21 protein-coding genes are annotated in these 23,720 nt (G+C 66.0%); 14 read left to right on the top strand and 7 right to left on the bottom strand.

Annotation, left to right across the window (positions count from 1 at the left end; genetic code table 11):
• Positions 1 to 45 precede the first annotated feature (45 nt).
• The 4 genes from pheT to polX all read left to right on the top strand — a co-directional run bounded on the left by pheT (position 46) and on the right by polX (position 5,280).
• Positions 46 to 2,472, top strand: coding sequence for a phenylalanine--tRNA ligase subunit beta (pheT, locus tag ACYQ0Z_RS11555; RefSeq protein WP_459868321.1), 2,427 nt, complete (start codon positions 46 to 48; stop codon positions 2,470 to 2,472).
• A 200-nt stretch (positions 2,473 to 2,672) separates the two neighbouring features.
• Positions 2,673 to 2,948: a cell division protein ZapA gene (zapA, locus tag ACYQ0Z_RS11550; RefSeq protein WP_459868318.1), complete on the top strand. Its 276-nt coding sequence runs from the start codon at positions 2,673 to 2,675 to the stop codon at positions 2,946 to 2,948.
• Positions 2,945 to 3,502: a CvpA family protein gene (locus ACYQ0Z_RS11545; protein WP_459868315.1), complete on the top strand. Its 558-nt coding sequence runs from the start codon at positions 2,945 to 2,947 to the stop codon at positions 3,500 to 3,502. Before zapA ends, ACYQ0Z_RS11545 begins: the two co-directional genes overlap by 4 nt.
• A 59-nt stretch (positions 3,503 to 3,561) precedes the next feature.
• Positions 3,562 to 5,280, top strand: a complete 1,719-nt coding sequence (gene polX, locus ACYQ0Z_RS11540) for a DNA polymerase/3'-5' exonuclease PolX (RefSeq protein ID WP_459868312.1) — start codon at positions 3,562 to 3,564, stop codon at positions 5,278 to 5,280.
• A 482-nt stretch (positions 5,281 to 5,762) separates the two neighbouring features.
• Here polX and ACYQ0Z_RS11535 read toward each other — a convergent pair whose 3' ends face one another.
• Positions 5,763 to 6,137, bottom strand: coding sequence for a phage holin family protein (locus tag ACYQ0Z_RS11535; RefSeq protein ID WP_459868309.1), 375 nt, complete (start codon positions 6,135 to 6,137; stop codon positions 5,763 to 5,765).
• Positions 6,138 to 6,319: 182 nt separating this feature from the next.
• Between ACYQ0Z_RS11535 and ACYQ0Z_RS11530 the strand changes: the two genes are divergently transcribed.
• Positions 6,320 to 8,677, top strand: coding sequence for an endonuclease MutS2 (locus tag ACYQ0Z_RS11530; protein ID WP_459868942.1), 2,358 nt, complete (start codon positions 6,320 to 6,322; stop codon positions 8,675 to 8,677).
• Positions 8,678 to 8,872: 195 nt separating this feature from the next.
• Complete coding sequence (locus tag ACYQ0Z_RS11525; protein ID WP_459868306.1) at positions 8,873 to 10,114, top strand: glycosyltransferase; 1,242 nt, start codon at positions 8,873 to 8,875, stop codon at positions 10,112 to 10,114.
• Positions 10,115 to 10,192: 78 nt separating this feature from the next.
• Here ACYQ0Z_RS11525 and csaB read toward each other — a convergent pair whose 3' ends face one another.
• Positions 10,193 to 11,290: a polysaccharide pyruvyl transferase CsaB gene (gene csaB / locus ACYQ0Z_RS11520; RefSeq protein ID WP_459868303.1), complete on the bottom strand. Its 1,098-nt coding sequence runs from the start codon at positions 11,288 to 11,290 to the stop codon at positions 10,193 to 10,195.
• Positions 11,291 to 11,472: 182 nt separating this feature from the next.
• Between csaB and ACYQ0Z_RS11515 the strand changes: the two genes are divergently transcribed.
• Together ACYQ0Z_RS11515 and ACYQ0Z_RS11510 are read left to right on the top strand one after the other, a co-directional pair.
• Positions 11,473 to 12,504 carry an LCP family protein gene (locus tag ACYQ0Z_RS11515; RefSeq protein ID WP_459868300.1) on the top strand — a complete coding sequence of 344 codons (1,032 nt, stop codon included), beginning with the start codon at positions 11,473 to 11,475 and terminating at the stop codon, positions 12,502 to 12,504.
• 280 nt (positions 12,505 to 12,784) lie between these two features.
• Positions 12,785 to 14,488 (top strand): long-chain-fatty-acid--CoA ligase, encoded by a 1,704-nt coding sequence (locus ACYQ0Z_RS11510; protein ID WP_459868297.1) that lies wholly within the window; start codon positions 12,785 to 12,787, stop codon positions 14,486 to 14,488.
• Between the two features lie 8 nt (positions 14,489 to 14,496).
• On the opposite strand, the gene ACYQ0Z_RS11505 is transcribed toward ACYQ0Z_RS11510, so the two are convergent.
• Complete coding sequence (locus ACYQ0Z_RS11505) at positions 14,497 to 14,742, bottom strand: hypothetical protein (RefSeq protein ID WP_459868293.1); 246 nt, start codon at positions 14,740 to 14,742, stop codon at positions 14,497 to 14,499.
• A 107-nt stretch (positions 14,743 to 14,849) separates the two neighbouring features.
• Here ACYQ0Z_RS11505 and fadR point away from each other — a divergent pair, with 107 nt between their 5' ends.
• The 6 genes from fadR (at position 14,850) to fadH (ending at position 19,878) form a co-directional block, all read left to right on the top strand.
• Positions 14,850 to 15,458, top strand: a complete 609-nt coding sequence (fadR, locus tag ACYQ0Z_RS11500; protein WP_459868290.1) for a fatty acid metabolism transcriptional regulator FadR — start codon at positions 14,850 to 14,852, stop codon at positions 15,456 to 15,458.
• Between the two features lie 2 nt (positions 15,459 to 15,460).
• Positions 15,461 to 16,228: an enoyl-CoA hydratase gene (locus ACYQ0Z_RS11495; protein WP_459868939.1), complete on the top strand. Its 768-nt coding sequence runs from the start codon at positions 15,461 to 15,463 to the stop codon at positions 16,226 to 16,228.
• A 45-nt stretch (positions 16,229 to 16,273) separates the two neighbouring features.
• Complete coding sequence (locus ACYQ0Z_RS11490; RefSeq protein WP_459868287.1) at positions 16,274 to 17,044, top strand: electron transfer flavoprotein subunit beta/FixA family protein; 771 nt, start codon at positions 16,274 to 16,276, stop codon at positions 17,042 to 17,044.
• Between the two features lie 30 nt (positions 17,045 to 17,074).
• Entirely contained in the window at positions 17,075 to 18,052 is a 978-nt protein-coding gene (locus ACYQ0Z_RS11485) for an electron transfer flavoprotein subunit alpha/FixB family protein (protein WP_459868284.1), read from the top strand.
• Between the two features lie 209 nt (positions 18,053 to 18,261).
• Positions 18,262 to 19,062 carry an adenosylcobinamide-GDP ribazoletransferase gene (locus ACYQ0Z_RS11480; RefSeq protein WP_459868281.1) on the top strand — a complete coding sequence of 267 codons (801 nt, stop codon included), beginning with the start codon at positions 18,262 to 18,264 and terminating at the stop codon, positions 19,060 to 19,062.
• 51 nt (positions 19,063 to 19,113) lie between these two features.
• Entirely contained in the window at positions 19,114 to 19,878 is a 765-nt protein-coding gene (gene fadH, locus ACYQ0Z_RS11475) for a 2,4-dienoyl-CoA reductase (RefSeq protein WP_459868278.1), read from the top strand.
• Between the two features lie 98 nt (positions 19,879 to 19,976).
• Here the strand turns inward: fadH and ACYQ0Z_RS11470 are convergent, their stop codons facing one another.
• The 4 genes from ACYQ0Z_RS11470 to nikC form a co-directional block, all read right to left on the bottom strand.
• Positions 19,977 to 20,612 (bottom strand): response regulator transcription factor, encoded by a 636-nt coding sequence (locus ACYQ0Z_RS11470; RefSeq protein ID WP_459868275.1) that lies wholly within the window; start codon positions 20,610 to 20,612, stop codon positions 19,977 to 19,979.
• Positions 20,613 to 20,630: 18 nt separating this feature from the next.
• Positions 20,631 to 22,013, bottom strand: coding sequence for a sensor histidine kinase (locus ACYQ0Z_RS11465; protein WP_459868272.1), 1,383 nt, complete (start codon positions 22,011 to 22,013; stop codon positions 20,631 to 20,633).
• A gap of 12 nt (positions 22,014 to 22,025) precedes the next feature.
• A complete protein-coding gene (locus ACYQ0Z_RS11460; protein WP_459868269.1) occupies positions 22,026 to 22,631 on the bottom strand; it encodes a DUF6305 family protein in 606 nt (201 codons plus the stop codon).
• Positions 22,632 to 22,783: 152 nt separating this feature from the next.
• Entirely contained in the window at positions 22,784 to 23,707 is a 924-nt protein-coding gene (gene nikC / locus ACYQ0Z_RS11455; protein WP_459868266.1) for a nickel transporter permease, read from the bottom strand.
• Positions 23,708 to 23,720 lie beyond the last annotated feature (13 nt).

The following is a 23,720-nucleotide window of genomic DNA, read 5'->3' as shown; positions in this document are numbered from 1 at the left end:
AGCTGCGGGAGGAATGCGTGCACCCACAAGCAGGGAGGGATCGACATGCGCGTTTCGCTGCGCTGGCTGGCACAATACGTGGACATTGCCGACCTGACGCCCGAAGCATTGGCGGAGAAGCTCACCCGCAGCGGCGTGGCCGTGGAGGCCGTGGAGCGGCGAAATCGCGGTTTGACCGGTGCGGTGATCGGGCACGTTCTCGCGTGCGCGCCCCATCCGCAAGCCGACCGGCTGCGCGTGTGCCGGGTGGACGTCGGCCGTGGCGCGCCGCTGCAGATCGTCTGCGGGGCGCCCAATGTGGCCGCGGGGCAGAAGGTGGCCGTTGCCCTGCCCGGCGCGCGTTTGCCGGACGGGCGGACCATTGGCGAAACGGTGCTCCGCGGCGTCACGTCGCAGGGGATGATCCTGTCGGGGGAAGAGATGGGGCTTCCCGACAAGGTGATTCCCCGCGCGATGCGCGACGGCATTCTCGTGCTCGCCGATGACGCGCCGGTGGGAACCGACGCCGCGGCGTACCTGGGGCTGGACGATGTGGTGCTGGAACTGGAGTTGACGCCCAACCGCGCCGACTGCTTCAGCATGCTTGGCGTCGCTTACGAGGTGGCGGCCATCTTGAATCGTTCCGTTACCCTTCCGCCGGAGGAGGTGCCGGAGGAAGGGGAACCGGCGGCGGAGGCCGTGCGCGTGGCCATCGAAGCACCAGAGCATTGCCACCGCTACGCGGCACGGCTGGTGCGCGGGGTGCGCATCGGCCCCTCACCGCAGTGGCTGCAGAACCGGCTGATGGCCGCCGGCATCCGGCCGATCAACAACGTCGTGGACGTGACCAACTATGTGATGCTCGAGTACGGCCAGCCGCTGCACGCCTTCGACTACGCCGCCTTGACGGGCGGGAACATCGTCGTGCGCCTGGCCCGGAACGGGGAGCGGTTGGTGACGCTTGACGATGAGGAGCGCATCCTGGACGGCCAAACGCTCCTCATCACCGACGGCACCAAGGCGGTGGGCATTGCCGGGGTAATGGGTGGGGCCAATTCGGAGGTGCGCGACAGCACCACCGACGTGCTGCTCGAGTCGGCCTACTTTGTGCCGGCGTCGGTGCGGCGCACGTCGCGCCGGCTCGGTATCCGCTCGGAAGCGGCGTTGCACTTTGAAAAGGGGGTCGATCCCAACCGCGTCATTCCCGCCCTCAACCGCGCCGCGCGCCTCTTGGCGGAGCTGGCCGGGGGCCGCGTCGCGCCGGGGGTGGTTGAGGCTGTCGTACGTACGGAGAAGCCGCGCGTCATTACCGTGCGACCGCAGCGCGTCAACGACCTGCTCGGCACGGCCCTGGACGAGGCGGAGATGCGTGCGGTTTTCCAGCGCCTGGGCTTCGCTGTGGAGGCACGGCCCGACGGGACGCTGGCCGTCACCGTGCCTACACGTCGGATGGATGTGACGACGGAGATCGACCTCGTGGAGGAAGTGGCCCGCCTCGTTGGCTACGACAACATCCCGACGACGATGATTGCGGGCTCCACCACCGCGGGCCGGCTCACGCGGGTGCAGGCGTTGCGCCGCCGCGTGCGGCGCCTCCTGCGGCAGGCCGGGTTATCCGAGGCGGTCACGTACTCGCTCACCGACCCCGGGCGCGCAGCGCGCGTGGCCCCGCTGCGCGACGGGGTGCGGCCCATCGCCCTGGCCATGCCGATGAGCGAGGAGCGGAGTGTGCTGCGCACCACCCTCGTCCCGCATCTTTTGGACGCCGTGGCCTACAACCGCGCGCGCAAAAACGAGGACGTCCGGCTGTTTGAAATCGGGCGCGTCTTCTGGACGGAGGAAGCGACCCTCACGCGCCTGCCCGAGGAGCGTCTCCTCGTTGCCGCGGCGCTGACCGGGCACGCCCTGCCGGTGCACTGGGCCGAGAAGCGGCAGAAGGTGGACTTCTACCACGCCAAGGGGGTGGTGGAGTTTCTGCTGAAGGAGCTGGGCATCGGCGGGGTGACCTTCCAGCCGGTCACGTGGGCGGGATTGCATCCGGGGCGAACGGCGCGCATTGCCGTCGGTCAGACGGTTGTCGGGTACGTTGGACAGCTACACCCGGAGGTCCAGAAGGCGTGGGATCTGGCCGAAACCTATGTGTTCGAGCTGGACCTCGATGCCCTGCTGGATTTGGCAGATCCGGCGCGCCGTTTTGTGCCGCTGCCCAAGGTGCCCGCCGTGCTCCGCGACCTGGCTGTCGTTGTCGACCGCGACGTGCCGGCCGCGGCGCTGGAGGCGGTTATTCGTGAGACTGGCGGGGCCATTCTCGAGGCGGTTACGCTGTTCGACGTCTACACCGGTGACCCGATACCGGAAGGCCAGAAGAGCGTCGCCTTCTCCCTGGTGTTCCGCGATCCGGCGCGAACGCTGACCGATGAGGAGGTGGCGGCAGCCCATGGGCGGATCGTCGCCGCCCTCGAGCGCGCGTACGGGGCCAAGCTGCGCGGATAAACCGGCAAAAGCGGGGCTGCCCGTCGCTGGCGTGTCGGTCGCCGCTTTCGCTGCGTTGGAAGGACATCCGGTGCCTCTCCTGTCGGTTGACGGGAGAGGCCGTTTTTGTGGCGGTCCGGCGAACAATTTTGGTGCCGCGTCGCGAATGTCGTATAATTTGGGTAACCATCCCATGGCGCGACAAAGGAGGCCCTAACCCGGTGCAGGAATCGGGGAAAAACAAGCTGAACGTCGAGATTTTCGGCCAGCATTACACGGTGGTAGGGAAGGAGCCGGTCGCCTTTTTGCGCATGGTTGCCGGCCACGTTGACGACACGATGCGCCAGATCGCCGCGGCCAACCCGCGTTTGGACGTGACGAGGCTCGCCATTTTGGCCGCGCTCAACATTGCCGGTGAGTACTTCAAACTAAAGGAGGCGTACGAACGCCTGCTGGCGCAGGAACGTGCGCCGGTGGGGTCGGTTCCGCGCGAATGAGCGGGCAGACGCTGGACCTCGTGGTGTTGGGCTTCGGCCTTTTGAGCGCGGTTGTGGGGTATCGCCGTGGGTTGGTGCGGCAGGCCGCGAACCTTGTCGGCTTGGTGGCGGGGCTGCTGGTGGCCCGCCGCTACGCATCCGATGTGGCCGGCGTGCTGGCGGACCGTTTTCCGGCATTGGGGCAAGGGCAACTGGTCATGGACGGTTCCTCCGCGCTCGGTCGGATGCTGGCCCTTGTCCTGGCGTTTGTGGGGATCGTGTTGGCGGTTCGCCTCGTCATCCAGCTTGCTGCGCGCGTCCTTGAGGGGCTCTGCACCCTGCCGGTCTTGCACGCGGTCAACCGCGTGGGCGGTGCCCTGTTCGCGACGGCCGAGTACGCGCTGGCGGTGCTCCTCGTCCTCAACCTGTTACGTCTCGTGCCCCATCCCGCCGTGGTGTCAATGCTGGCCGAATCCGCCTGCGCCCAGCAGGTCTTCACCTGGACGGCCGACCTCACGCGGTGGCTGCTTGACGGGCGGTTCCCCGTGCCCGGGGGGCCGGCGAGCCCGGCGTAACGGAGGACGCCACATCCGTGGACGGCGTCCGCAAGCCCGCACACAAGGGGGAACCGAATGTGGACAATCGCCGCCTTGCCGCCGTGCTTCGGCGGATTGCCGATCTCCTCGACATCGAGGGCGACAACCCGTTTCGCGCCAACGCCTACCGTCGTGCGGCCCAGGCCATTGAAACCTGTCGCCAGCCGGTGGCCGAGCTTCCGGACGTGACCGTGCTCCCGGGTGTGGGCAAGGGCGTGGCCGCCGTGGTGGAGGAGCTGGTGACCACGGGCCGTTCGGCGCTCCTCGAGGAGCTGGAGGCGAAAATCCCCTCCGGCTTGCTTGCCCTCCTGCGTATCCCCGGGCTGGGGCCGAAGAAAGTGGGCGTTCTCTACCGGGAACTGGGTGTCGCGTCGTTGGCCGATCTCGAAAAGGCGCTGGACGAGCAGCGCGTACGCTCCCTACCCGGTTTTGGGGCCAAGACGGAACAAAACCTGCGCCGGGCGCTCCGTGCGGCTGGCCAGCGGCCCGAGCGGCTGCCGCTGGCGTATGTGTTGCCCGTGGCGGCTGCCATCGAGCAGTATCTGGCTCGCCAGGAGGCAATTGTGCGATTTTCCCGCGCCGGGAGCCTGCGACGTTGGAAGGAGACGGTAAAGGACCTTGATTTTGTGGTGGCCACCGCTTTGCCGGACGAGGCGGCTGATGCCCTGGCGGCGATGCCGGGGGTGGCGCGGGTGATCGCCAAAGGGCCGACCAAGGTGTCCGTTGAGCTGGACCTGATGTGGCCCGTGACGGTGGATTTCCGCCTCGTGCCACCGGAGTCCTTTGCCAGCGCGCTGCACCACTTTACCGGATCGGCGGAGCACCATGTCCGGCTGCGGCAGCGGGCCAAAGCGCGGGGGCTGAAGCTGAGCGAATACGGTGCGGAAGCGACGGAAAGCGGGCGCCTGACTGCCTTTGCGACGGAAGAGGCGCTGTATGCGGCGCTCGATCTGCCCTATATCCCGCCGGAGTTGCGCGAAGGGGAAGAGGAGATCGAGGCGGCTGAAGCGGGGTGGCTCCCGCACTTGGTGGAAGAAGCCGATGTGCGGGGGGACCTGCACCTGCACACCACCTGGAGCGACGGCGGAAACACCCTGGAGGAGATGGCCGAGGCGGCGCGCCGGCGCGGATATGCGTACATTGCTGTCACCGACCATTCCCAGTCGCTCAAAATCGCCGGCGGGCTGTCACCCAAGGAGTTGGCCGCGCAACGTGAGGCCATCGCCGACCTGAACAAGCGGTGGGATGACTTCGCCGTTCTCACCGGCGTAGAGATGGACATCCTTCCCGACGGGCGGTTGGATTATCCCGATGACGTGTTGAAAGAGCTGGACGTGGTGATCGGGTCGATCCACCAGCGCTTTCGTCAAGACGAGGACACCTTGACCAAGCGGATCATCGGGGCCATCGAGAACAACCACGTGGACATCATCGCCCACCCGACGGGGCGGCTCATCGCCCGACGCGACCCGTATCCGCTCAACCTGGATGCTGTGTTCGAAGCGGCTCGGGAAACCGGGACGGCCCTGGAGCTCAACAGCAACCCCAACCGGTTGGACTTAAAACCGGAACATCTTCGCCGTGCCAAGGCGCTCGGTGTGCCGATCGCCGTGAATAGCGACGCCCATAGCGTGGCAGAACTGGACAACATGCGCGTTGGCATCGGCACGGCGCGACGGGGGTGGCTGGAGAAGCAGGACATCCTCAACACCCGTCCGCTGGATGCCCTTCTGGCATACCTGCGCCGAAACGATTGACGTTTCGGCGCTTTTGTGTGCGTCCGGCCGCGCATCCGCTGTCGTCGAGCTCGTTCTCCACAAAGGAAAGAAGGCCACCGGTCTCGCGTACTGGCGAGAAGGGGGCCTTTTCCGTTTCGCAGACGTGTACGCTCAGTTTCGTCACGCCTTGTGAACCGCCGTAGACCGAACGGTACGTACGGTGGTGTGAGGGGACGGGAAATACCAGGACCGGGGGCGCTAGGTCTTTGACGATTTCAAGGAAAACAAGGCAAGCATAGAGTGAAGGTAGGGGTCCCCGATGCGCGGAGAAGGGGGTGAAACCGTGTCCCGACATCGCTGCGGGTTCGGATTTTTTGGCGGAGGATTTTTCTCCATTCTCATTGTGATCCTGATCCTGGCGTTTTTCTGTAACGACGATTTCTTCTAGAAAAAGCGCCAACACGGCAAGCCGCCCTGGTTCCAGGGCGGCTTTTTGACGGGTCGTGTGTTCGGATTTCCGGTTACGAGTTGGTTCCGTTGCCGTTTTGCCGGGCGCTACGGGTAAAGCGGAACGGCGTGGGGATGAACAGGTCGATGATCCCGATGACCAAGGCGGCCAGAAGAGCCCCGAGAATGGTCACCCGCACGCCAGGGACCAGATACTGGGTTGCGTAGATGACGATGGCGCTCACCAAGAAGCCGACGATACCGCGGCCGTAGGGCGAGATGGTGTCCCCGAAAAGGCGCTCGATTACCCAGCCGATGACGGCGATGGCGAGCGCGGCCAAGATGGCGTTGCCAAACCCGAACACCGAAAAGCCCGGCACCAGGTAGCCGACAATCATCAACACAATCGCGGAAACGAGAAAGCGAACCACCAATCCTAACCAGCGCATTGCCAGTGTCCTCCTTCGAGGTTGTTCAGCTTTAACGTTTCCCGCTCTGACACCGTTTTATACCTGTTTGGGGAAATGGATTTCGGCTCGGTTTTTGCCATCCAGACATTCGGCGTGTCACGGGTTATAATGGTTGGAAGAAACAATGGACGGTTCGCAGATGGGCACAGGAGGATGCGATGATCGACGAACGCGTATTGGAGATCCTGGAACTCCCCAAAATTCTCGCCGCACTCGCCGAAAAGACGGCGTCCCCGCTCGGGCGGGAAAAGGCGGAGGCGCTGCGTCCCTCGACAGATCCGGCCGTCGTGCGGGTGTGGCAGGAAGAGACGGCGGAAGCGGTTCGCCTGTTGCGCCGACACGAGGCCGTGCCCCTGGATGGGGTTCACGACATCCGTCCCTGGGTCATTCGGGCGCAAAAGGGTGGCACACTGCAGCCCGACGAGCTGGCTGCCATCGCCCAGACGCTGAAAGCAGGGCGGCGCCTGAAGGCGTTTCTCCTCAAGGCCACCGAAGACGGCACCGGCTCGCGGCTACGGGCGATGGCTGAACGGCTGATCGGCTTTTCGGAGTTGGAACAGACCATTGCCGGGGCCATCGGCGAGCACGGTGAGGTGCTCGATACGGCCAGCCCCGCTCTGCGGGCTATTCGCGCGGAGATCCGCGCGTTGGAAAGCCGCATCCGCGAGACGTTGGAGGGCTTCATTCGCAATCCGGCCACGCAGAAACGGTTGCAAGAACCGCTGATCACGGTGCGCAACGGGCGGTACGTGCTGCCGGTAAAACAGGAGTACCGCCACGCGTTCGGCGGCATTGTCCACGACCAGTCGGCTTCCGGCGCCACGCTGTTTATCGAGCCCCAAGCCGTTGTCGCCCTGGGCAACCGGCTGCGGGAGGCGCAGCGCCGCGAAGAGCGGGAGATCGAACGCATCTTGGCGCACCTGTCGGCGCAGGTGGCTGCGGCCGGCGACGGGCTGCTCGCCAACGCCGAAACCCTCGGCCAGCTCGACTTTACCTTTGCCAAGGCGCTGCTGGCCCGGGAGCAGGATGCCGGCAAGCCGGCCCTCAACACGAAGGGATACCTGGTGCTTCGCCGCGCCCGGCATCCGCTCATCCCCAAGGATCGGGTGGTTCCCATTGACGTGGAGTTGGGACGGTCGTTCACCTCTCTCGTCATCACCGGTCCCAATACCGGTGGGAAGACGGTGACGCTCAAGACGATTGGCCTCCTCACCCTCATGGCCCAGGCCGGGCTACACATCCCCGCCGAGGCGGACAGCGACGTGGCGGTCTTTTCCGGCGTGTACGCCGACATTGGTGACGAACAGAGCATCGAGCAGAGCCTGAGTACCTTCTCCTCACACATGACCCACATCATTCGCATTCTCCGCCAGGTGGACGAAAACAGCCTCGTGCTCCTCGACGAGCTGGGCGCCGGTACGGATCCCACGGAAGGGGCGGCCCTCGCTACGGCGATCCTCGACGATCTGCATCGCCGTGGCGTGCGCACGGTAGCCACTACCCACTACAGCGAACTGAAGGCGTACGCCTACAACCGCCCCGGCGTGATGAACGCCAGCGTGGAGTTCGATGCGGAAACGCTGCGCCCCACCTACCGTCTGCTCATTGGCGTGCCCGGGCGTAGCAACGCGATAGCCATTGCCCGGCGGCTGGGGCTTCCCGAGGAAATTGTAGAAGCGGCGCGCAGCCGGTTGAGCGAGGACGAACAGCGCGTCGAGGCAATGATCGCCTCGCTGGAGGAAAACCGCAAGCGGGCCGAGGCCGAGCGGCAGGAAGCCGAGCGGCTGCGGAGGGAAGTGGAACGCCTGCGCGACGAGTTGGCGCGGGAACGGGAACGGTTTGCCCAGGAGAAGAACCGCCTGCTGGAAAAGGCGGAACGGGAAGCGGCCCAGGCGGTGGAAAAAGCGCGACGGGAGGCGGAGGCCATTCTGGCGGAGCTGCGCGAGCAGGCCAAAGCGGAGCAGGCGTCTATCCGTGAACACCGCCTCATCGCCCTGCGCAACCAATTGGATCGCGCGCGCGTGCGCTTTGAGCGGGAGGCATATCCGCGCCCGGCGCGGAGGGCCAATCCGCGCCCCGTGCGTGAAGGCGATGCCGTCCGCGTGCTGACCCTTGGTCAGAAGGGTACGGTGCTCGAGAAGGCCGGGGATCGGGAGTGGCTGGTTTCCGTCGGGCTGATGAAGGTGAAGGTGAAGGAAAGCGACCTTGAGTTCCTGGAGGAAGAACGGCAGGAAGAATGGGTGCCGGTTGCAACCGTGAAGGGTGCTGGCGGCGGGGTGTCACCCGAGCTCGACCTGCGCGGGCACACCGTAGAGGAAGCGCTGGTGGAGCTGGACCAATACCTCGACCGCGCCCTGATGGCGGGGCTCAACCGGGTTACCGTTATTCACGGCAAGGGGACGGGTGCGCTGCGCAGCGGCGTGCAGGAGTTTCTCAAACGGCACAAGCACGTGCGCGCCTTTCGCCTGGGCGGTCCCGGCGAAGGGGGATCGGGCGTGACGGTGGTGGAACTGGGATAACGTGCCGGCAACGGTGTGGACGGCTGCGCCTCACTCGGCGCGCACGGCAAGCTTGGGGATCCGAGGCGACAACGGGGAAGGGAGACAGCCCATGTTTCTGGACCGGCTATCCAAATGGCTGCTGATTGTCGCGACGTTGTTCTTGCTGGGGGGAGCCCTGTACTGGGCGTATTTCGCGTAGACCGGAGGGCGAAAATGAGGCGACGGGTGCTTGTCCTGGTCGAGCGATTGGGAGCAACGGGCAGTGCCGGCGCGCTGCGCGCGGCCCGGCTGACGGCAAACATGGCCGAATGGGGTTGGGATCCGGTTGTGATCCATCCGGAAGGGGACGCCGTGGTTGTCGACGAGCCCACGGCGCGGCGTCTCGCCGCGGTGGTGCGCGTGGTGGATCCGCCGCTCATTGGCCGAACGGGACCGTCTGCCCAAGGCCTTCGCTGGATGCTTGGTGTGGTGCGAGTGGCCGCGCGCGTGGCAAGACGCTTTGGCGTGCAGGCGATCCTGTCGATGGGAAGCGCGTGGTGGGCCCACGCCGCCGCATGGCGCCTGAAGCGGGCCGCGGTCTTGCCGTGGGTCGCCGACGTCGCCGCCCTTCCGGACTGGGTGTGGGACGCCGCGGAACACGAGCGAAGCATCCGCATGCGGCGCGCCCTGTTTCGGACGGTCTTGCGCGGCGCCGACGCGCTCACCGTGCCGTCGCCGGCCTTGGCCGCCGCACTGCAACCGCTCATTGATCCGCCGGAGCTGGCGGTGATCCCGCCGGGATTCGAGCCGAGCGAATGGCGGGGGGCGTCGCCGGGCGGGAGGAAAACGGAGTTTGTCACCGTCCACGTGGGCGGGTACGGATTGGACGACCCGCCGCGCGGCCTAATGCCGGTGCTGAGTGCGATGGAGGCCATGCACCGTGAGGCTGTACGCCGCCGCGAACAGTGGGTGGTACGCCTGGTTGCGGAAGGAGGCGATGCGCGCTTGGCCGATGCCGTGCGCTGGGCGCAGGGCGCGCGCCGGACGTGGTTGACCATCCAGGATGCGGCGGGCAGGGACGCCGTCCTGGCGGCCATGCGCGAAGCCAACCTGCTCTTATACGTGGGAGGGGGACAGAGCGGGAGGCTCCTGCCCGACCATGTGGTCGATTACGCCGCAGCCGGCCGCCCGGTGCTGGCGGTGGCCGGCCCAGAGGAGGCGGCGGAATTGGCCCGCGTGGGTGTGGCGGCCCAATGGGTCGCGCCGGACGACATCGCCGCCTTTCGCCTTGCCTTTTACCGCGCATATCGCTTGTGGAAGCGTGGGGTGATTGCGGTGCCGCGCCGCCGCGCCGCGGGGACGGGCGCCCTTGTGCCGTGGACGGTTCGGGCACGCGAGCTGGCGGCGGTCCTCGACGGCCTGGTGGCGTCGCGCCCGGGGTTGGCCAAACAACAAAAAGCCGTCACGGGACGGTAACCCGTGCGGCTTTTTTGTTCCCGCGCGTGTTTTCTACACCTGACAAGCGGGACCGAAGGCCACCCAGGACGTTTCCGGTCATTGCGTTTGGCGGGCGAGGCGGAAATGATCCACGATGGCCCGCGCCGGGCGCAAGGCCAGCTCGCGCAGGGGATCGACGAGGGCTGCCAGCCGTTTCCGTTCCGCTTCGCTCGCTTCAAGCTTGCGCAAGGCGGCATCGACCAGTGTCGCGGCGGACACGGTTTCGGTGGTTCCGACGGGCGCATCGCCCAATTGACGTAAAAAATGGTCGATTTTCGGGTCGTACGAGATGCCCACCATGGGAACGTGCTGCGCGGCGGCGAAGACCAGCGCGTGGAGGCGCACCCCGATGACGAGGGCTGCCCGGCCAATGACGCCCAACCATTGGGGCGGGGTCAACGGGTCGGCAAGCAGCACGGTGTGTTCGCGACGGCGCATCAGGTTTTGCACGGTCAGGCAGGCCCGCACGTCGTTTGGCGGGTGCAGGGGCAAGAGCGCGATGGTGTATCCGCTGGCAGCCAGCTGGTCTAATGCAACGGCAATCTCGGCAAGAAAGCGGCTGTTTCGCCAGTGGCGCACGCTGACGGCGACAAAGGGAGTGGTCAGGTTGAGCGACGTAACAATGGCATCGATTTCCTCGTGGGGAGCCGGCTTCAAGGTTAACACCGGGTCGGCGACCAGCTCAATGCGTTCGCGGGCGATGCCGAGTTCGGCCAGCAGGCGAGCCGAGCCTTCGTCACGGACGGAGATGTACGTGGCCCGGCGAAACGTGGAGCGAATCAGGGGGTAGAACCGCTGCTGGCGGATCGGGCCGATTCCCTGGGCATAGATGAACACCGGTTTCTGACACCATTCGGCCAAGGCGATAATTCCGGCGTAATAGGGAATGGAACGCAGGCCGCTGGCGTCTTGGAGCAAGCTTCCGCCGCCGCTCACCAAGGCGTCGGCGCTTTTCAGCGCGCGGAGCACGGAGAGCGGGTCCATCCGGTGCACAGCGTTCACGTGATACAGGCGTGCCGTGGCTGCCGGCTGGGCAGACAGCACGGTAATGACGATGGTGGGGTCAAGCTGGCGCAAGGAGGAGACGATGGCGTGCAAGATCGCTTCGTCCCCCGCGTTGTTGTACCCGTAATAACCGGATAGGACGACGTGCAAGGGCACCCGCCTCCTTTGGCCGTTTCCCGCGCGCATGGCATATGCCTGGCGAACCGGAAAAAGTTGGATGGCCCATGCCCCGCGGCGGCGTGACGACCGTGGACATACTGGTAGATGAAAATCCTCGATAACAAGGGTAATTGTATCGCATGTTTTGCCAAAGGGACAAGGAGGCGACCCGAATGCGCGGAACGGGTCGATCGCTGGCGCGGCGGTGGGTATGGGCACTTTTGGGATGCCTGGGGATGGCCCTGTTCGGCATCGGCACCTATGCCGCGTGGCAGTACGAACGGATGTGGACGCGGTGGAACGGGCCGCTGCCGCACGTCGCGGAGGTTCCCCGGGTGCCGGCTGCGTCGCCGACACCGGCCGGCGCCGCCGTAGCGAAGGCACCGGGCGACCCGTTTACGGTGGCTGTGCTCGGCATCGATTCGCGTGGGGAACGGCGCGCGCGCGCGGACACCGTGATGGTGGCGGCTGTCAATCCCCGCACGAAGCGCGTCTGTTTCGTTTCCATTCCGCGAGACACGTACGTGTACATCCCGGGGCGAGGGCCCGACAAGCTGAACCACGCCATGGCTTATGGGGGCCCGGCATTGATGAAGGCGACCCTGGAGCGGCTGCTGGCCCTGCCGATTCACCATTACGTCGTCCTCGATTTTGCCGGTTTTACCCGCCTGGTAGACGAGCTCGGCGGCATTGAGGTCAACGTTGCCAAGCGTATGAAGTATCGCGATCCCGCCGACGGAACGACAATTGACCTGTATCCCGGCAGGCAGGTGCTCAACGGGGCCCAGGCCCTGGGGTACGCGCGCTATCGCTTGAGCGACATTGGCCCCAGTGACAGCGATGTCGAGCGCATGCGCCGCCAGCAGGAAGTGCTGCGCGCGTTGGCCGACAAGACCAATGACCTGCGCACGTGGCTCCACCTGTTTGCCGTGCTGGACATTCTCGGCGACCACGTCCGTACTGACCTGTCGAAAGCCCAGGTGTTGCGCCTCGCGGGCGCGTTTGCTGGCGGCGTGTCCGACGATTTCCTCATCTTGGAGACCCTGCGCGGCGAGGACCGACTCGTGCGCGGATCCCGCGGCCGGCGCGTGTGGTACACCTTTGTGCCGGAACGGGAGCGGCAAGCGGCGGCCGCCCAGCTGCGGGCCGTTCTCAACGAGGCTGCGCAACAAGGGAAACGGAGTGAGCGGAAGGGGGTACCCTAACGCCCAAGCCGCCGGCCCATTCCCGGCAGCGGGTGCGGCGAGGCCGGGAGCCGTCCCGATGGGCGCGCCGGATTCTGCCGGCCCCCATTTCTCCGACAGAAATGACGTGAAATTCGTATTTAATACGAAAGTCGGACATGTTATAATATTAAATAGTGAATGTTCATTCAGTTTCGGCATGTGCCGTTGCCGTTGCGCATATACCACCACTAACACCTCGGGTGCGGGCAATTGCCGCAACGAAATGATCCGGCAGATCGACGAGACGGGGGGATGGGGGATGGACAGACCGTGGTTGCGCTACTATCCGAAGGGTGTGCCACCGACGCTGTCGTATCCCGATGTGCCGCTTTTTCACTATCTGCTGGACGCGGCAGCACGGGTGCCGGACCGGCCGTCGATCAGCTTTTTCGGGAAGCGTTTGACGTATGGGGAGGTGGCCGACCAGGCCAAGCGGTTGGCGCGCGCCCTGCAGGCTCTCGGGGTGCAAAAGGGTGATCGCGTGGCCATCATGCTGCCCAATTGCCCGGCCAGCGTCATCGGCTACTACGGGGCGCTCTTGGCTGGGGCTGTGGTGGTACCGACCAATCCGCTGTACACGGAACGGGAATTGGAACACCAGTTGCTCGATTCCGGCGCGGAAACGATCCTCGTGCTGGATCAGCTCTTCCCGCGCGTGTGGAACGTGCGGGCGAAGACACCCCTGACGCGCATCATCACGGTGAGCCTGAAAGATTACCTGCCGTTTCCCAAAAACGTGCTCTACCCCTTGGTGCAGCGGCGCAAAGGGCAATGGGTACGCGTCCCCAGAGGCGCCGATGGCGTGTGGACTCTCGCCGACCTTCTCCGCACCTTCTCGCCCGATCCCGAGCCGGTGGCCATTGATCCGCGCGACGACTTGGCCCTGTTGCAGTACACCGGAGGAACGACGGGTACCCCCAAGGGCGCCATGCTTACCCACCGCAACCTGGTGGCCAATACCGAGCAATGTGTCGCCTGGATGGGGGATGTGTCGTACGGCCAGGAAGTGATTCTCGGCGTGCTGCCCTTTTTCCATGTCTACGGCATGACCGTGGTGATGAATTTTGCCGTGCGCACAGCGTCCAAGATGGTCCTCGTGCCGAAGTTTGACGTCAACGAGGTGCTGACGCGGATCGAAAAAGAGCGGCCAACCATGTTTCCCGGCGCGCCGACCATCTATGTGGCCCTCATCAACCATCCCGGCATCACGCGTTACGACCTCTCGTCCATCAAGGCGTGCCTCAGCGGCTCGGCGCCGCTGCCGGTTGACGTGCAGCAAAAATTTGAAGCGCTTACAGGTGGACGACTGGTGGAGGGGTACGGGTTGACCGAGACATCGCCGGTCACCCACGCCAACCCGATTGATGGCCGGCGCGTGACCGGCAGCATCGGCCTGCCGTGGCCGGATACGGACTGCCGCATTGTCGACCCGAACACGGGCGAACCCCTTCCCCCGGGGGAGATCGGCGAAGTGGCCGTGCGCGGTCCGCAGGTGATGAAGGGGTACTGGAACCAGCCGGAACAGACGGCGGCGGTGTTGCGGGACGGGTGGCTCCTCACCGGCGACCTCGGGTACATGGACGAGGACGGGTATTTCTACATCGTCGACCGCAAGAAGGACATGATTATCGCCGGCGGGTACAACATCTACCCGCGCGAAGTGGAGGAAGTGCTGTACGAACACCCGGCGGTGCGCGAGGCGGCCGTGATCGGCGTGCCCGACCCGTACCGCGGCGAGACGGTGAAAGCCTTCGTGGTGCTCAAGGATGGCGCGCGCACCACCGAACAGGAGATGGACGCCTTCTGCCGCCAACGGCTTGCGGCGTACAAGGTGCCGCGCATCTACGAGTTCCGGCGGGAACTGCCCAAGTCGGCCGTTGGAAAGGTGTTGCGCCGCGTCTTGCAAGAGGAAGAGCGGCGCAAGCAGAAGGAAATGGCGGCGGTGAAATCGTGCGAGGGGTAAGGGGAACGTCAGGGCAAGATTGCCTCTTCGTGGATGTCCGCCGCCCTGTGGGGCCGCGTGGGGGCCAGTGAGTGCGCGACGTTGTAGGCGAAGACGAACTGACCGGGGATCATCCGTGCACCGCCGAGGGCCTGGGCGACGTTGAGCTGGGGCCCATCAGCGATTGGAACGGCCCCTGCAGGCAGGTAATGAGGGAGAAGATCCCGCCGGTGAGCAGGAAGCGCAGCGGGATGTTCGTCGCCGCGACATGCCACTGCTCGGGTCATCCCGCAACTTTCCCTTGACAAAAGTGCTCGATTTTTCGTACAATAAAATCGACTGAATGCTCATTCATTTCTGGACTTGCGGGAGGAGACGCGGCGTGGCGAAGCGGACGGGCGACAAGTACCAAACGATCATTGACGCCGCCGTGCGCGTGATTGCCAAATACGGCTATCACAACTCGCAGGTGGCCAAAATCGCCCGTGAAGCCAACGTGGCGGACGGAACGATTTACCTGTATTTTCGCAACAAAGACGATGTGCTCGTCTCGGTGTTTCGCGAAAAGATGGGGGAGTTCATCCGCGCGACGCGCGAGCGCTTGGAACAGGTGTCAACGGTGGAGGGGAAGCTGCGGGAGCTGATTTTCATGCACCTCTCCCACTTGGCCCAAAACCGGGACATGGCCGTCGTGACCCAAATCGAGCTCCGGCAGTCCAATCCCGTGGTGCGCGAAGGCATTCGCGAGACCTTGAAGCAGTATTACCGGCTGATTGAAGAGGTAATCCGCGAGGGCATGGCCGAAGGCGTTTTTCGGCGCGATGTCGACGTGCGCACGATTCGCATGATGATCTTCGGCACTCTTGACGAAGCGGCGACGTCGTGGGTGATGAAAAAGGGAAAGTTCGACCTTCTGGCGCAGGTCGATCCGATTCATCGCCTGCTGCTGTCCGCGTTGCGAAAAGAACCACAGGAGGAGGAGACAGCGTGACCCTGACGCGTTTTTCGGTAGCGCGGGAAGGGCGGGTGGCCGTCGTCACCCTCGACCATCCGCCGGCCAACACGCTTGACTCGGTGGCCATTGCGGAGCTGGGGCGCGTGTTGGAGGAGCTGGAAGCCGATGCGGCGGTCAAGGTGGTGGTGCTGACCGGAGCGGGACGCTTTTTTGCGGCCGGGGCCGACATCAAGGAGTTTGTCGGCAAGACGCCGGAAGAAGGGGAGGCGATGGCTCGCGCCGGCCAACGGCTTATGGACCGCATCGAGGCGTTTCCCAAGCCCGTCATCGCCGCTATAAACGGGGCGGCCCTCGGCGGCGGCCTGGAACTGGCCATGGCCTGCCACATCCGCATCGCGGCCGACGCGGCCAAGCTGGGCCTGCCGGAGATCAACCTCGGCCTCATCCCCGGTTTCGGCGGCACGCAGCGCCTGCCGCGCCTCATCGGGCGGGGCAAGGCGACGGAGCTGATCTTGACCGGGGAGATGATCCCCGCCGAAGAAGCGCTCCGTCTTGGCCTCGTCAACCGCGTGGTGCCCCTGGAGCGCCTGATGGCCGATGCGCTGGCGCTGGCCGAGCGGATTGCGGCCAAGAGTGCCGTGACGACGGCCCTGGCCCTCGAGGCCCTGCAGGGGGTGGAAGCGCCCTTGACCGAGGGCCTTGACCGGGAGGCGCGCCTCTTTGGTCGGGCCTTCGCCACCGAGGACAGCCGTGAGGGCGTGCAGGCGTTCCTGGAGAAGCGCCCGCCACGCTTCCGCGACCGCTGAGAGGTTCCCGGGAAGGCGATCATGCAACCAAAGGAGGAAAGGCCGATGAAGATCCTCGTCTGCCTCAAGCAAACCTTCGACACGGAAGAGAAGGTGGTCATCGAAAACGGGAAGATCAAGGAAGACGGCGTGGAGTTCGTCATCAATCCCTATGACGAGTACGCCGTTGAGGAGGCGATCCGGCTGCGCGACCGCTTCGGCGGTGAGGTGACCGTGGTGAGCATCGGGCCGGATCGGGCGGAAAGCGCCCTGCGCACGGCGCTGGCCATGGGCGCCGATAAGGCCGTTCTGGTGAACGACCCGGCCCTCTACGGCGGCGACGAGGTGACGATCAGCAAGGTGCTGGCCGCCGTGGCCAAACGGACCGGTTTTGACATCATCCTGTGCGGCAACATGGCCGTCGACGACGGTTCGGCCCAGGTGGGGGCACGGGTGGCCGAGCTCCTGGACATCCCGCAGCTGACCACCATCGTCAAACTGGAGATCGACAATGGCCGCGTCCGCGCCGAGCGCGACGTGGAGGGGGACATCGAGGTCGTCGAGACGACGCTGCCCGTTCTCGTCACCTGCCAGCAGGGGCTCAACGAGCCGCGCTACCCGTCCTTGCCGGGGATCATGAAGGCGAAGAAGAAGCCCCTTGAGCGGCTTACGCTGGCTGATCTCGGGCTGGATCCCGCGCAGCTTGCGCCGAAGACGGCCGTCGTGGAGCAGTACCTGCCGCCGAAGAAACAGGGCGGGCGTATCCTGCAAGGCGAATTGGCCGATCAAGTGAAGGAACTCGTTCACCTGTTGCGCACAGAGGCCAAGGTCATCTAAACGCGCAGTGGAAGAAGGAGGATGGATGGGATGAGCCGTACGGTCCTGGTGTTGAGCGAAGTTCGCGACGGCAAACTGCGCAACGTCTCCTACGAATGCGTAGCCGCGGCAAGGCGCATTGCCGAGGGGGGGCCGGTGGTGGCCGCCGTCTTTGGCACGAAGGCCGGTGCGTATGTAGAGGCCCTGGCCCAGCGCGGGGCGGACCGGGTGGTTCGCGTCGAACATGCCGCCCTCGATGCGTACACCACCGATGCCTACGCCCAGGCCCTCATCCAGGTGATCGAAGCGGTGAAACCCGACGCCGTGCTCCTCGGTCACACGGCTCTGGGGAGGGACCTGGCTCCGCGCGTGGCGGCGCGCCTCGACGTGGGGCTCATTTCCGACTGCACGGATGTGGCGGTGGAGAACGGCGAGGTGATCTTTACCCGGCCGATCTACGCGGGGAAGGCGTTCCAGAAGAAGAAGGTCCTCTCGGGTCTCGTCTTTGCCACGATCCGCCCGAACAACATTCCGCCGCTGGAGGTAGACGCGTCGCGACAGGCGGATGTGGAGACGCTCGGTGTGGTGATTGAGAACGTGCGCACGGAGGTCAAGGAGGTCGTGCGGAAGACGGCCCAGGGCGTCGATTTGTCGGAGGCCAAGATCATTGTCTCCGGCGGCCGCGGCGTGAAGAGCGCCGAAGGGTTCAAGCCGCTGTACGAGCTGGCCGAGGTGCTCGGGGGGGCGGTAGGCGCCTCCCGCGGGGCGTGCGACGCCGGCTACTGCGACTACGCCCTGCAGATCGGGCAGACGGGAAAAGTGGTGACGCCCGACCTGTACATCGCCTGCGGGATTTCCGGAGCCATCCAGCACCTGGCCGGGATGAGCAACTCCAAGGTGATCGTGGCCATCAACAAGGACCCCGAAGCGCCCATCTTCCAGGTGGCCGATTACGGGATCGTTGGCGATCTCTTCGAAGTGGTGCCGCGCCTCACCCAGGAACTGCGCAAGGCGTTGCAGGAAGTGTGATGCGCGTCGCGGGGCGGGGAGGGGCCACGCCCAACCTGTTCCGGCGGTACACGGCTGTTGCCGCGCGATCCCTCGGGATCGGGCAGCAGCCGTTTTTTCGTAGGGACAGGGCCGGCATCGAGCGGGATCGGCGGCAGGAGGAGGGGAGGGTCGGAGCGCGAAATAAGCAAAGGGAAGGAAAAGACAGGGGAAACGTCAGGAGGATTGCCGTGAAGGGGCAGCGGTTTTGGCTGGCCGTTCAGTTTTTGACGCGTCTCCCCGTCCCGCGAGGCGTGGCGTATGATCCGGCCGCCTTTCACGCCGCCGTCGGCTACTTTCCGCTCGTCGGGCTTGTGCTGGGCTTAAGCTATGCCCTTGTCGACGCCGTCGGGCGCGTGTTGTTTGGGACGCCGGCCGTTTCCAGCCTGCTGGTCGTCGGCAGCATGCTCCTGGTCACCGGCGCGCTGCATCACGACGGCCTGATGGACACCGCCGACGGCCTCCTGAGCAACCGGCCGCGCGAGGAGATGCTCGCCATCATGCGCGACAGCCGGGTTGGGGCGATGGGGGCCCTGACCGGCAGCTTTGCGCTCCTGGCCCAGTGGGTGCTCCTGACCGCCCTCCCGGAGCCCGTGCGCGCGGGGGTGTTGGTGGGTGCGCCGGCGTTGAGCCGCTGGGCGGTGGTGTGGGCGATGGGCCAGTGGCCCTATGCGCGGGAAGGCGGCAGCGTGGCCGGACAGCTGGGCCGGTCGGTCACGGCGCGGACGCTGGCCGTGGCCACGGGATGGGCCCTCCTCGCGTGGGCCGTGGCGCTGGCTGTGCTGGCGTGTCCGCTCACCCGCTCCGGTGCCGCGCTCGCCTCCTGGGCCGCCTTTGCCCTCCTGGCTCCGGCAGCGGCATGGGGGACCTATCGCGGTTTGGCCCGCTGTGCCGCCGCGCGCCTCGGGGGACTGACCGGGGACGTGTACGGGGCGATTGCCGTAGCGACGGAAGTGGCGGTGCTGGCGGTGGCCGTGGCGTGTGTTCGGTAGGGAAAGGCGCTGGGAACCGGGATGCGGAGGAGTCGATGGGGGGGGAGCCGTGTGCGTGAACGCGTTGCCATCGTGACGGGGGGAAGCAGCGGGATTGGCAAGGCTATCGCCAGGAAACTGGCGGAGGCCGGGGCTTACGTGGTGATTACCGGGCGCAACGCAGAGCGGTTGGACGCGGCCAGGACGGAGATCGAGCGCACACCCGGCCAGGTGTTGACCGTGCCGATGGACGTGCGCGACCCGGAGCGGGTGCAGCAGATGGTAACGGCGGCCAAGGAGGCCTTTGGGCGCATCGACGCGCTCATCAACAACGCGGCGGGGAATTTCCTCTGCCCGGCCGAAAACCTGTCGGTGAACGGATGGAACGCCGTCATCAACATCGTGCTGAATGGCACCTGGTACTGCACCCAAGCGGTGGGCAAGGAATGGATTGCCGCGGGGCAGCCCGGCGCCATTGTCAACATTGTCACCACCTATTCGTGGACAGCGGGGCCGGGGGTGATTCACTCCGCCTGTGCCAAGGCGGGCGTGCTGGCCATGACGCGCACGCTGGCGGTGGAGTGGGGCGGCAAGTACGGCATCCGCGTCAACGCGGTGGCGCCCGGCCCCATTGCCGACACGGGCGGCGCCGAGCGGCTGTTGCCTGACGAGGAGGCGTTGCGGAAGACGGTCGAGAGCGTGCCGCTGGGACGATTGGGGCGCCCCGAGGAGGTGGCGGATGCGGTGCTCTTCCTCCTGTCGCCGGCAGCGGCGTACATCAACGGCGCGTGCCTGACCGTTGACGGCGGGCAATGGCTCAACCGGGCGCCCTTTTGAGCAAAGGGGCGCAGCGGGTTGTGTGGCGGACGGGCGCATGCCGGTCCGGCGGCCGCGAGGGGACGTACGGAATCGGGGCCGTCGGGCCGTCTCTTTTCTTAGGACAGGATGCGGTACCGCTTGCGCGGCCGGCCCACCTTGCCGTAGTCGTGTTCGGTGGCCACGCGTCCCGTTGCTTCGAGGTACTGGACGTAACGGTGCACCGTGGGATAGGCCAAGGCGGTGCCCTGGGTGATCTCGGCCAAGGTGACGGGGCGGGCCTGCTCGCGCAGGAAGGCGAGGATCCGCTCCAGCGTGGAGGGGCAAATGCCCTTTTCCCCGCCGGGTTCGGCACGACGGTGGCGTTGCGCTTCCACCAGGGCGCGCATCTTGAGGTGGAGGCGGACGCGTGAGATCAGGTCCGGTGCCTTGACCGGCTTGACGGCAAAGTCGGTAGCCCCCGCATCGAGAAATCGGGCCGCCACATCGGCCTTTTCCTCAACGGTGAGCACAAGGATGGGGACGTCCGGATCGAGGGCGCGCAGGCGGCGCACGGTGGTGAGCCCGTCGCCGTCGGGCATGTGGTAATCGACGATGACGAGGTCATGGCGGCGGGCGCGGAACCGTTCCAACCCGTCCCGCCCGGTTGCCGCCGTTTCGACCTGCCAGCCGGCGAAGGTGAGGATCTCGGATAGGGTGAAGCGGATGCTTTCGTGGTCGTCGATGACGAGGACGGAGGCGGGTCTGTGGCGCAAGGGTGGTTTCCTCCCTTCTCATGAAGGGGTTGTCCGCTTCGCCGGTGCCCCGGTGTCCGGGGCACAGGGCAGCGTGATGCACACGGTGGTTCCGCGGCCCGGTGTACTCGTCAGGGTTACCGTACCGCCGTGGGCCTCGACCATTTTCTTCACAAAGGGAAGGCCCAGTCCCGTGGCCTGCTTGGTGCTGAAGCCCGGTTTGTCGATCTCGTGCAGCAGGTGGGGCGGGATGCCGGGCCCGTCGTCCTCGATGCGCAGGAGGACGACCCCGTCGGCAGCCTCTGCGCGGATGGCGATGTGCCCCGGCCGGTCGCCGATGGCGCTCATGGCGTTTTCAAGGAGGTTCATCAGCACGCGGGCCATGCGAATGCGGTTGACGCGAACCGGTGGCAGATCCGGTGGGACCTCCACCTCGAGGCGGATATGGTCCCGTGGGGGCAGCCAGTGGGCGCGCACCAGGTCGACCAGTTCGTGCGGCCGTGTGTCGACGCGCACGTCCTCGCGCAGGATCTCGTTGATCATGGTGGTCAGCGTCTGCACCGCTTCCTCGATGCGCCGGGCATAGGCGCGCGTGCGCCCGCATGGGGAGGCGAGGGCCAGAAGCGAAGCCAGCCCCTCCACCGTCACGAGGGGCGTTTTCAGGTCGTGGACAAGGGTGTGCAGCTCCTGGTACACCCGGTTTTCCAGGAGCTGCAGCTTGGTCTCGTGCAGCGCGCGGGCTTGCCTCTGAATCGTTTCTGCCGCCTTGAGCTGCGCGGCGTAGCCGACGGCCAGCTGCACGTACAGGACGGCGGAGGCCAGAAGGGGCACGACCAGCGCAACGGCCAGGATGGCCAGAAGCGGCTCGGCCCCGAGAAATTCGGCGGCAAGATGCAGGTTGACGGCCAGATCATCGCGCCCGAATCCGAAGGGCACCAAAAAGGAAACGGCGTTCAGCCATTGTCCGGCAAACAACACATGCCCGACGATGCCGACGGTAGGCCACACCGTGCGCTGCCGTTCAGGGACGTGGGCCAATAGCGCGGTGATGGTGGCCACGGTCATCAGGTGCGGGACAGGCGAGCCGGGAATGCCGCCGGCAGCGAGGGTGTCCCGCGCAAGCAGGACGGCAAGGGCTAGGGCGACGAATGCGCCTTGCCTTCGCAGGGAGGAGAAGGAACCCGCGGTGGCAAGCCACGCCCCCACAACGGCGAATCCGTCCATCAGCGTGTAAAGGCCGGCGCGCCCAAAGGCGGCGAGCGCGAGGGTTCCGCTGTCGGCATCCCGGATGGCCAGGGCGATGGCGTGCGCGATGGAGGCCGACAGCGGCGTGCTCCAGGACGGAGCGGTGGCGGCAAGGAAAAGCAGCGCCACGCCGGATGCCAGCCGTGCGGGCTGCCGCGGACGAAGGGCGGAGACCATTCGGGCCGCCTCCTAGCGGTATACGGAGTTGAGCGGGATTTTCGCCGCCTCGAACGTGCGTACGCGCGTGTACGGCACATCGTGGCGGCGGGCCAGGGAGGCGATGCGCCGGTCCTGATCCCCGTCGGCGCGGGCAATGACGTAACGGGCATAGGGAAGCAGCAGGTCAAGCAAAGCGGTGCTGCGCGCATCGGCGCGCCGGGGGCCGCCGAAAAAGACGAGGATGAGCGGCACGCCGCTGCGGTGGGCGAACCGGGCGATCTCCTGCGCGCGCCGCACTTCCGCTTCCCAGTTCCTCCCTGCGGCGGCGAGGCCGGCAGGGCTGTAGCCGACCGCCAGGAGCACGCTGCGGTAAGGGGAGACGTCCCGTGCTTCGGCGTGGGGGCGGACGTCCCCGTCAATGTGCAGCGTGTCAGCCAGGTGCGCAAGGGCATGCACTTCGACGCCCTGGCCGGCCGACGTGATCAGGGCCGGTTCGCGGGCGACGGGAACCGGCAGGTGGGGGAGTGTCCATTCCCGCGCCGGGACGGTGGCGATCGCCTCTCGGTACGCCCATGCCAGAGCCAGCACAACCAGCAGGGCCGACACGATCCAGGGGCGTTGACAACGGTTGGACATAGCCGGTCCTCCCCGTGAGGTCTCGTCCGGACCGCGCGCGTTCGGGACTGTCCTCGAAAAAAGAAAACCAGAGGATCGGTTCATCCTCTAGTCTAGCAAATAGGACAAAAATGTTCATCTTTTTTTAACGTTTTCATTGTTCGCGGGGTTTTCTATCGCTTCAACCGCGGGTCCAGGGCGTCGCGCAAGCCGTCGCCGAGCAGGTTGAACCCCAGCACCGTGAGCAGGATGGCCAGCCCCGGGAAGGTCACCACCCACACCGCCGTCTGGAAGGCCGACTGGCCTTCCTTCAGCATCAACCCCCATTCCGGCTGGGGCGGCTGGGCGCCGAGGCCGAGGAAGCTGAGGCCGGCGGCGTCGAGGATGGCCGTGCCGATGCTGAGGGTGGTCTGTACGAGGATGGGCGCGAGGCAGTTGGGCAGGATGTGCCGGAAGAGAATGCGCGCGTCGGAGGCGCCGATGGCCCGTGCCGCGTCGACGAATTCCATCTCCTTCACGGCGAGCACCGAGGAGCGGACGATGCGCGCGAACTGCGGGATGCCGACGATGCCGATGGCGATCATGGCGTTGATCAGGTCCGGCCCGAGGATGGCCACGATGGCAATGGCCAGGAGAATGCTCGGAAACGCGAGCAGGATGTCGATGAGGCGCATGATGACGAGGTCAACGGTTCCGCCGAAATAGCCCGAAACCGCGCCGAGCAGCGTGCCGAGGATCAGGGAGATGCCCACCGATACAAGACCAATTTCCAGGGAAATGCGCGCGCCGTGCAGGATGCGGCTGAAGATGTCACGGCCTTGGGCGTCGGTGCCCAGCCAGTGCTCGGCCGAGGGCGGCTGCAGGCGATTGTACAGGTCGGCGTCGTGCACCGGGTCGTACGGGGCGAGAACGTCGGCAAAGAGCGCCGCCGTCAGCAGCAAGGCGAGGATGGCGAGCCCTGCGCAGGCCGTCTTGCTGCGCAACAGGCGCGACGCCGCGTCCCGCCAGGGCCCGGACGCCCTGGTCGGCGTGGGGCCCGAAGCAGGCGCGGGCGTCCGGGAATCGTGCGCGTGGGGGATCGGTGCGAACATGGACATGCCCGGCTTCCCT

The organism is Calditerricola yamamurae, from assembly GCF_054654135.1.
The sequence above is the reverse complement of the archived record's forward strand: the minus strand, read 5'-3'. Positions and strand labels throughout refer to the sequence as shown.

Bases quoted from the DNA above. Each gene is read 5' to 3' on its own strand.
- pheT (WP_459868321.1), top strand. From the start codon at position 46: ATGCGCGTTTCGCTGCGCTGGCTGGCACAATACGTGGACATTGCCGAC.
- ACYQ0Z_RS11545 (WP_459868315.1), top strand. From the start codon at position 2,945: ATGAGCGGGCAGACGCTGGACCTCGTGGTGTTGGGCTTCGGCCTTTTG.
- ACYQ0Z_RS11535 (WP_459868309.1), bottom strand. From the start codon at position 6,137: ATGCGCTGGTTAGGATTGGTGGTTCGCTTTCTCGTTTCCGCGATTGTG.
- ACYQ0Z_RS11525 (WP_459868306.1), top strand. From the start codon at position 8,873: ATGAGGCGACGGGTGCTTGTCCTGGTCGAGCGATTGGGAGCAACGGGC.
- ACYQ0Z_RS11515 (WP_459868300.1), top strand. From the start codon at position 11,473: ATGCGCGGAACGGGTCGATCGCTGGCGCGGCGGTGGGTATGGGCACTT.
- ACYQ0Z_RS11510 (WP_459868297.1), top strand. From the start codon at position 12,785: ATGGACAGACCGTGGTTGCGCTACTATCCGAAGGGTGTGCCACCGACG.
- ACYQ0Z_RS11490 (WP_459868287.1), top strand. From the start codon at position 16,274: ATGAAGATCCTCGTCTGCCTCAAGCAAACCTTCGACACGGAAGAGAAG.
- ACYQ0Z_RS11485 (WP_459868284.1), top strand. From the start codon at position 17,075: ATGAGCCGTACGGTCCTGGTGTTGAGCGAAGTTCGCGACGGCAAACTG.
- ACYQ0Z_RS11465 (WP_459868272.1), bottom strand. From the start codon at position 22,013: ATGGTCTCCGCCCTTCGTCCGCGGCAGCCCGCACGGCTGGCATCCGGC.
- ACYQ0Z_RS11460 (WP_459868269.1), bottom strand. From the start codon at position 22,631: ATGTCCAACCGTTGTCAACGCCCCTGGATCGTGTCGGCCCTGCTGGTT.
- nikC (WP_459868266.1), bottom strand. From the start codon at position 23,707: ATGTCCATGTTCGCACCGATCCCCCACGCGCACGATTCCCGGACGCCC.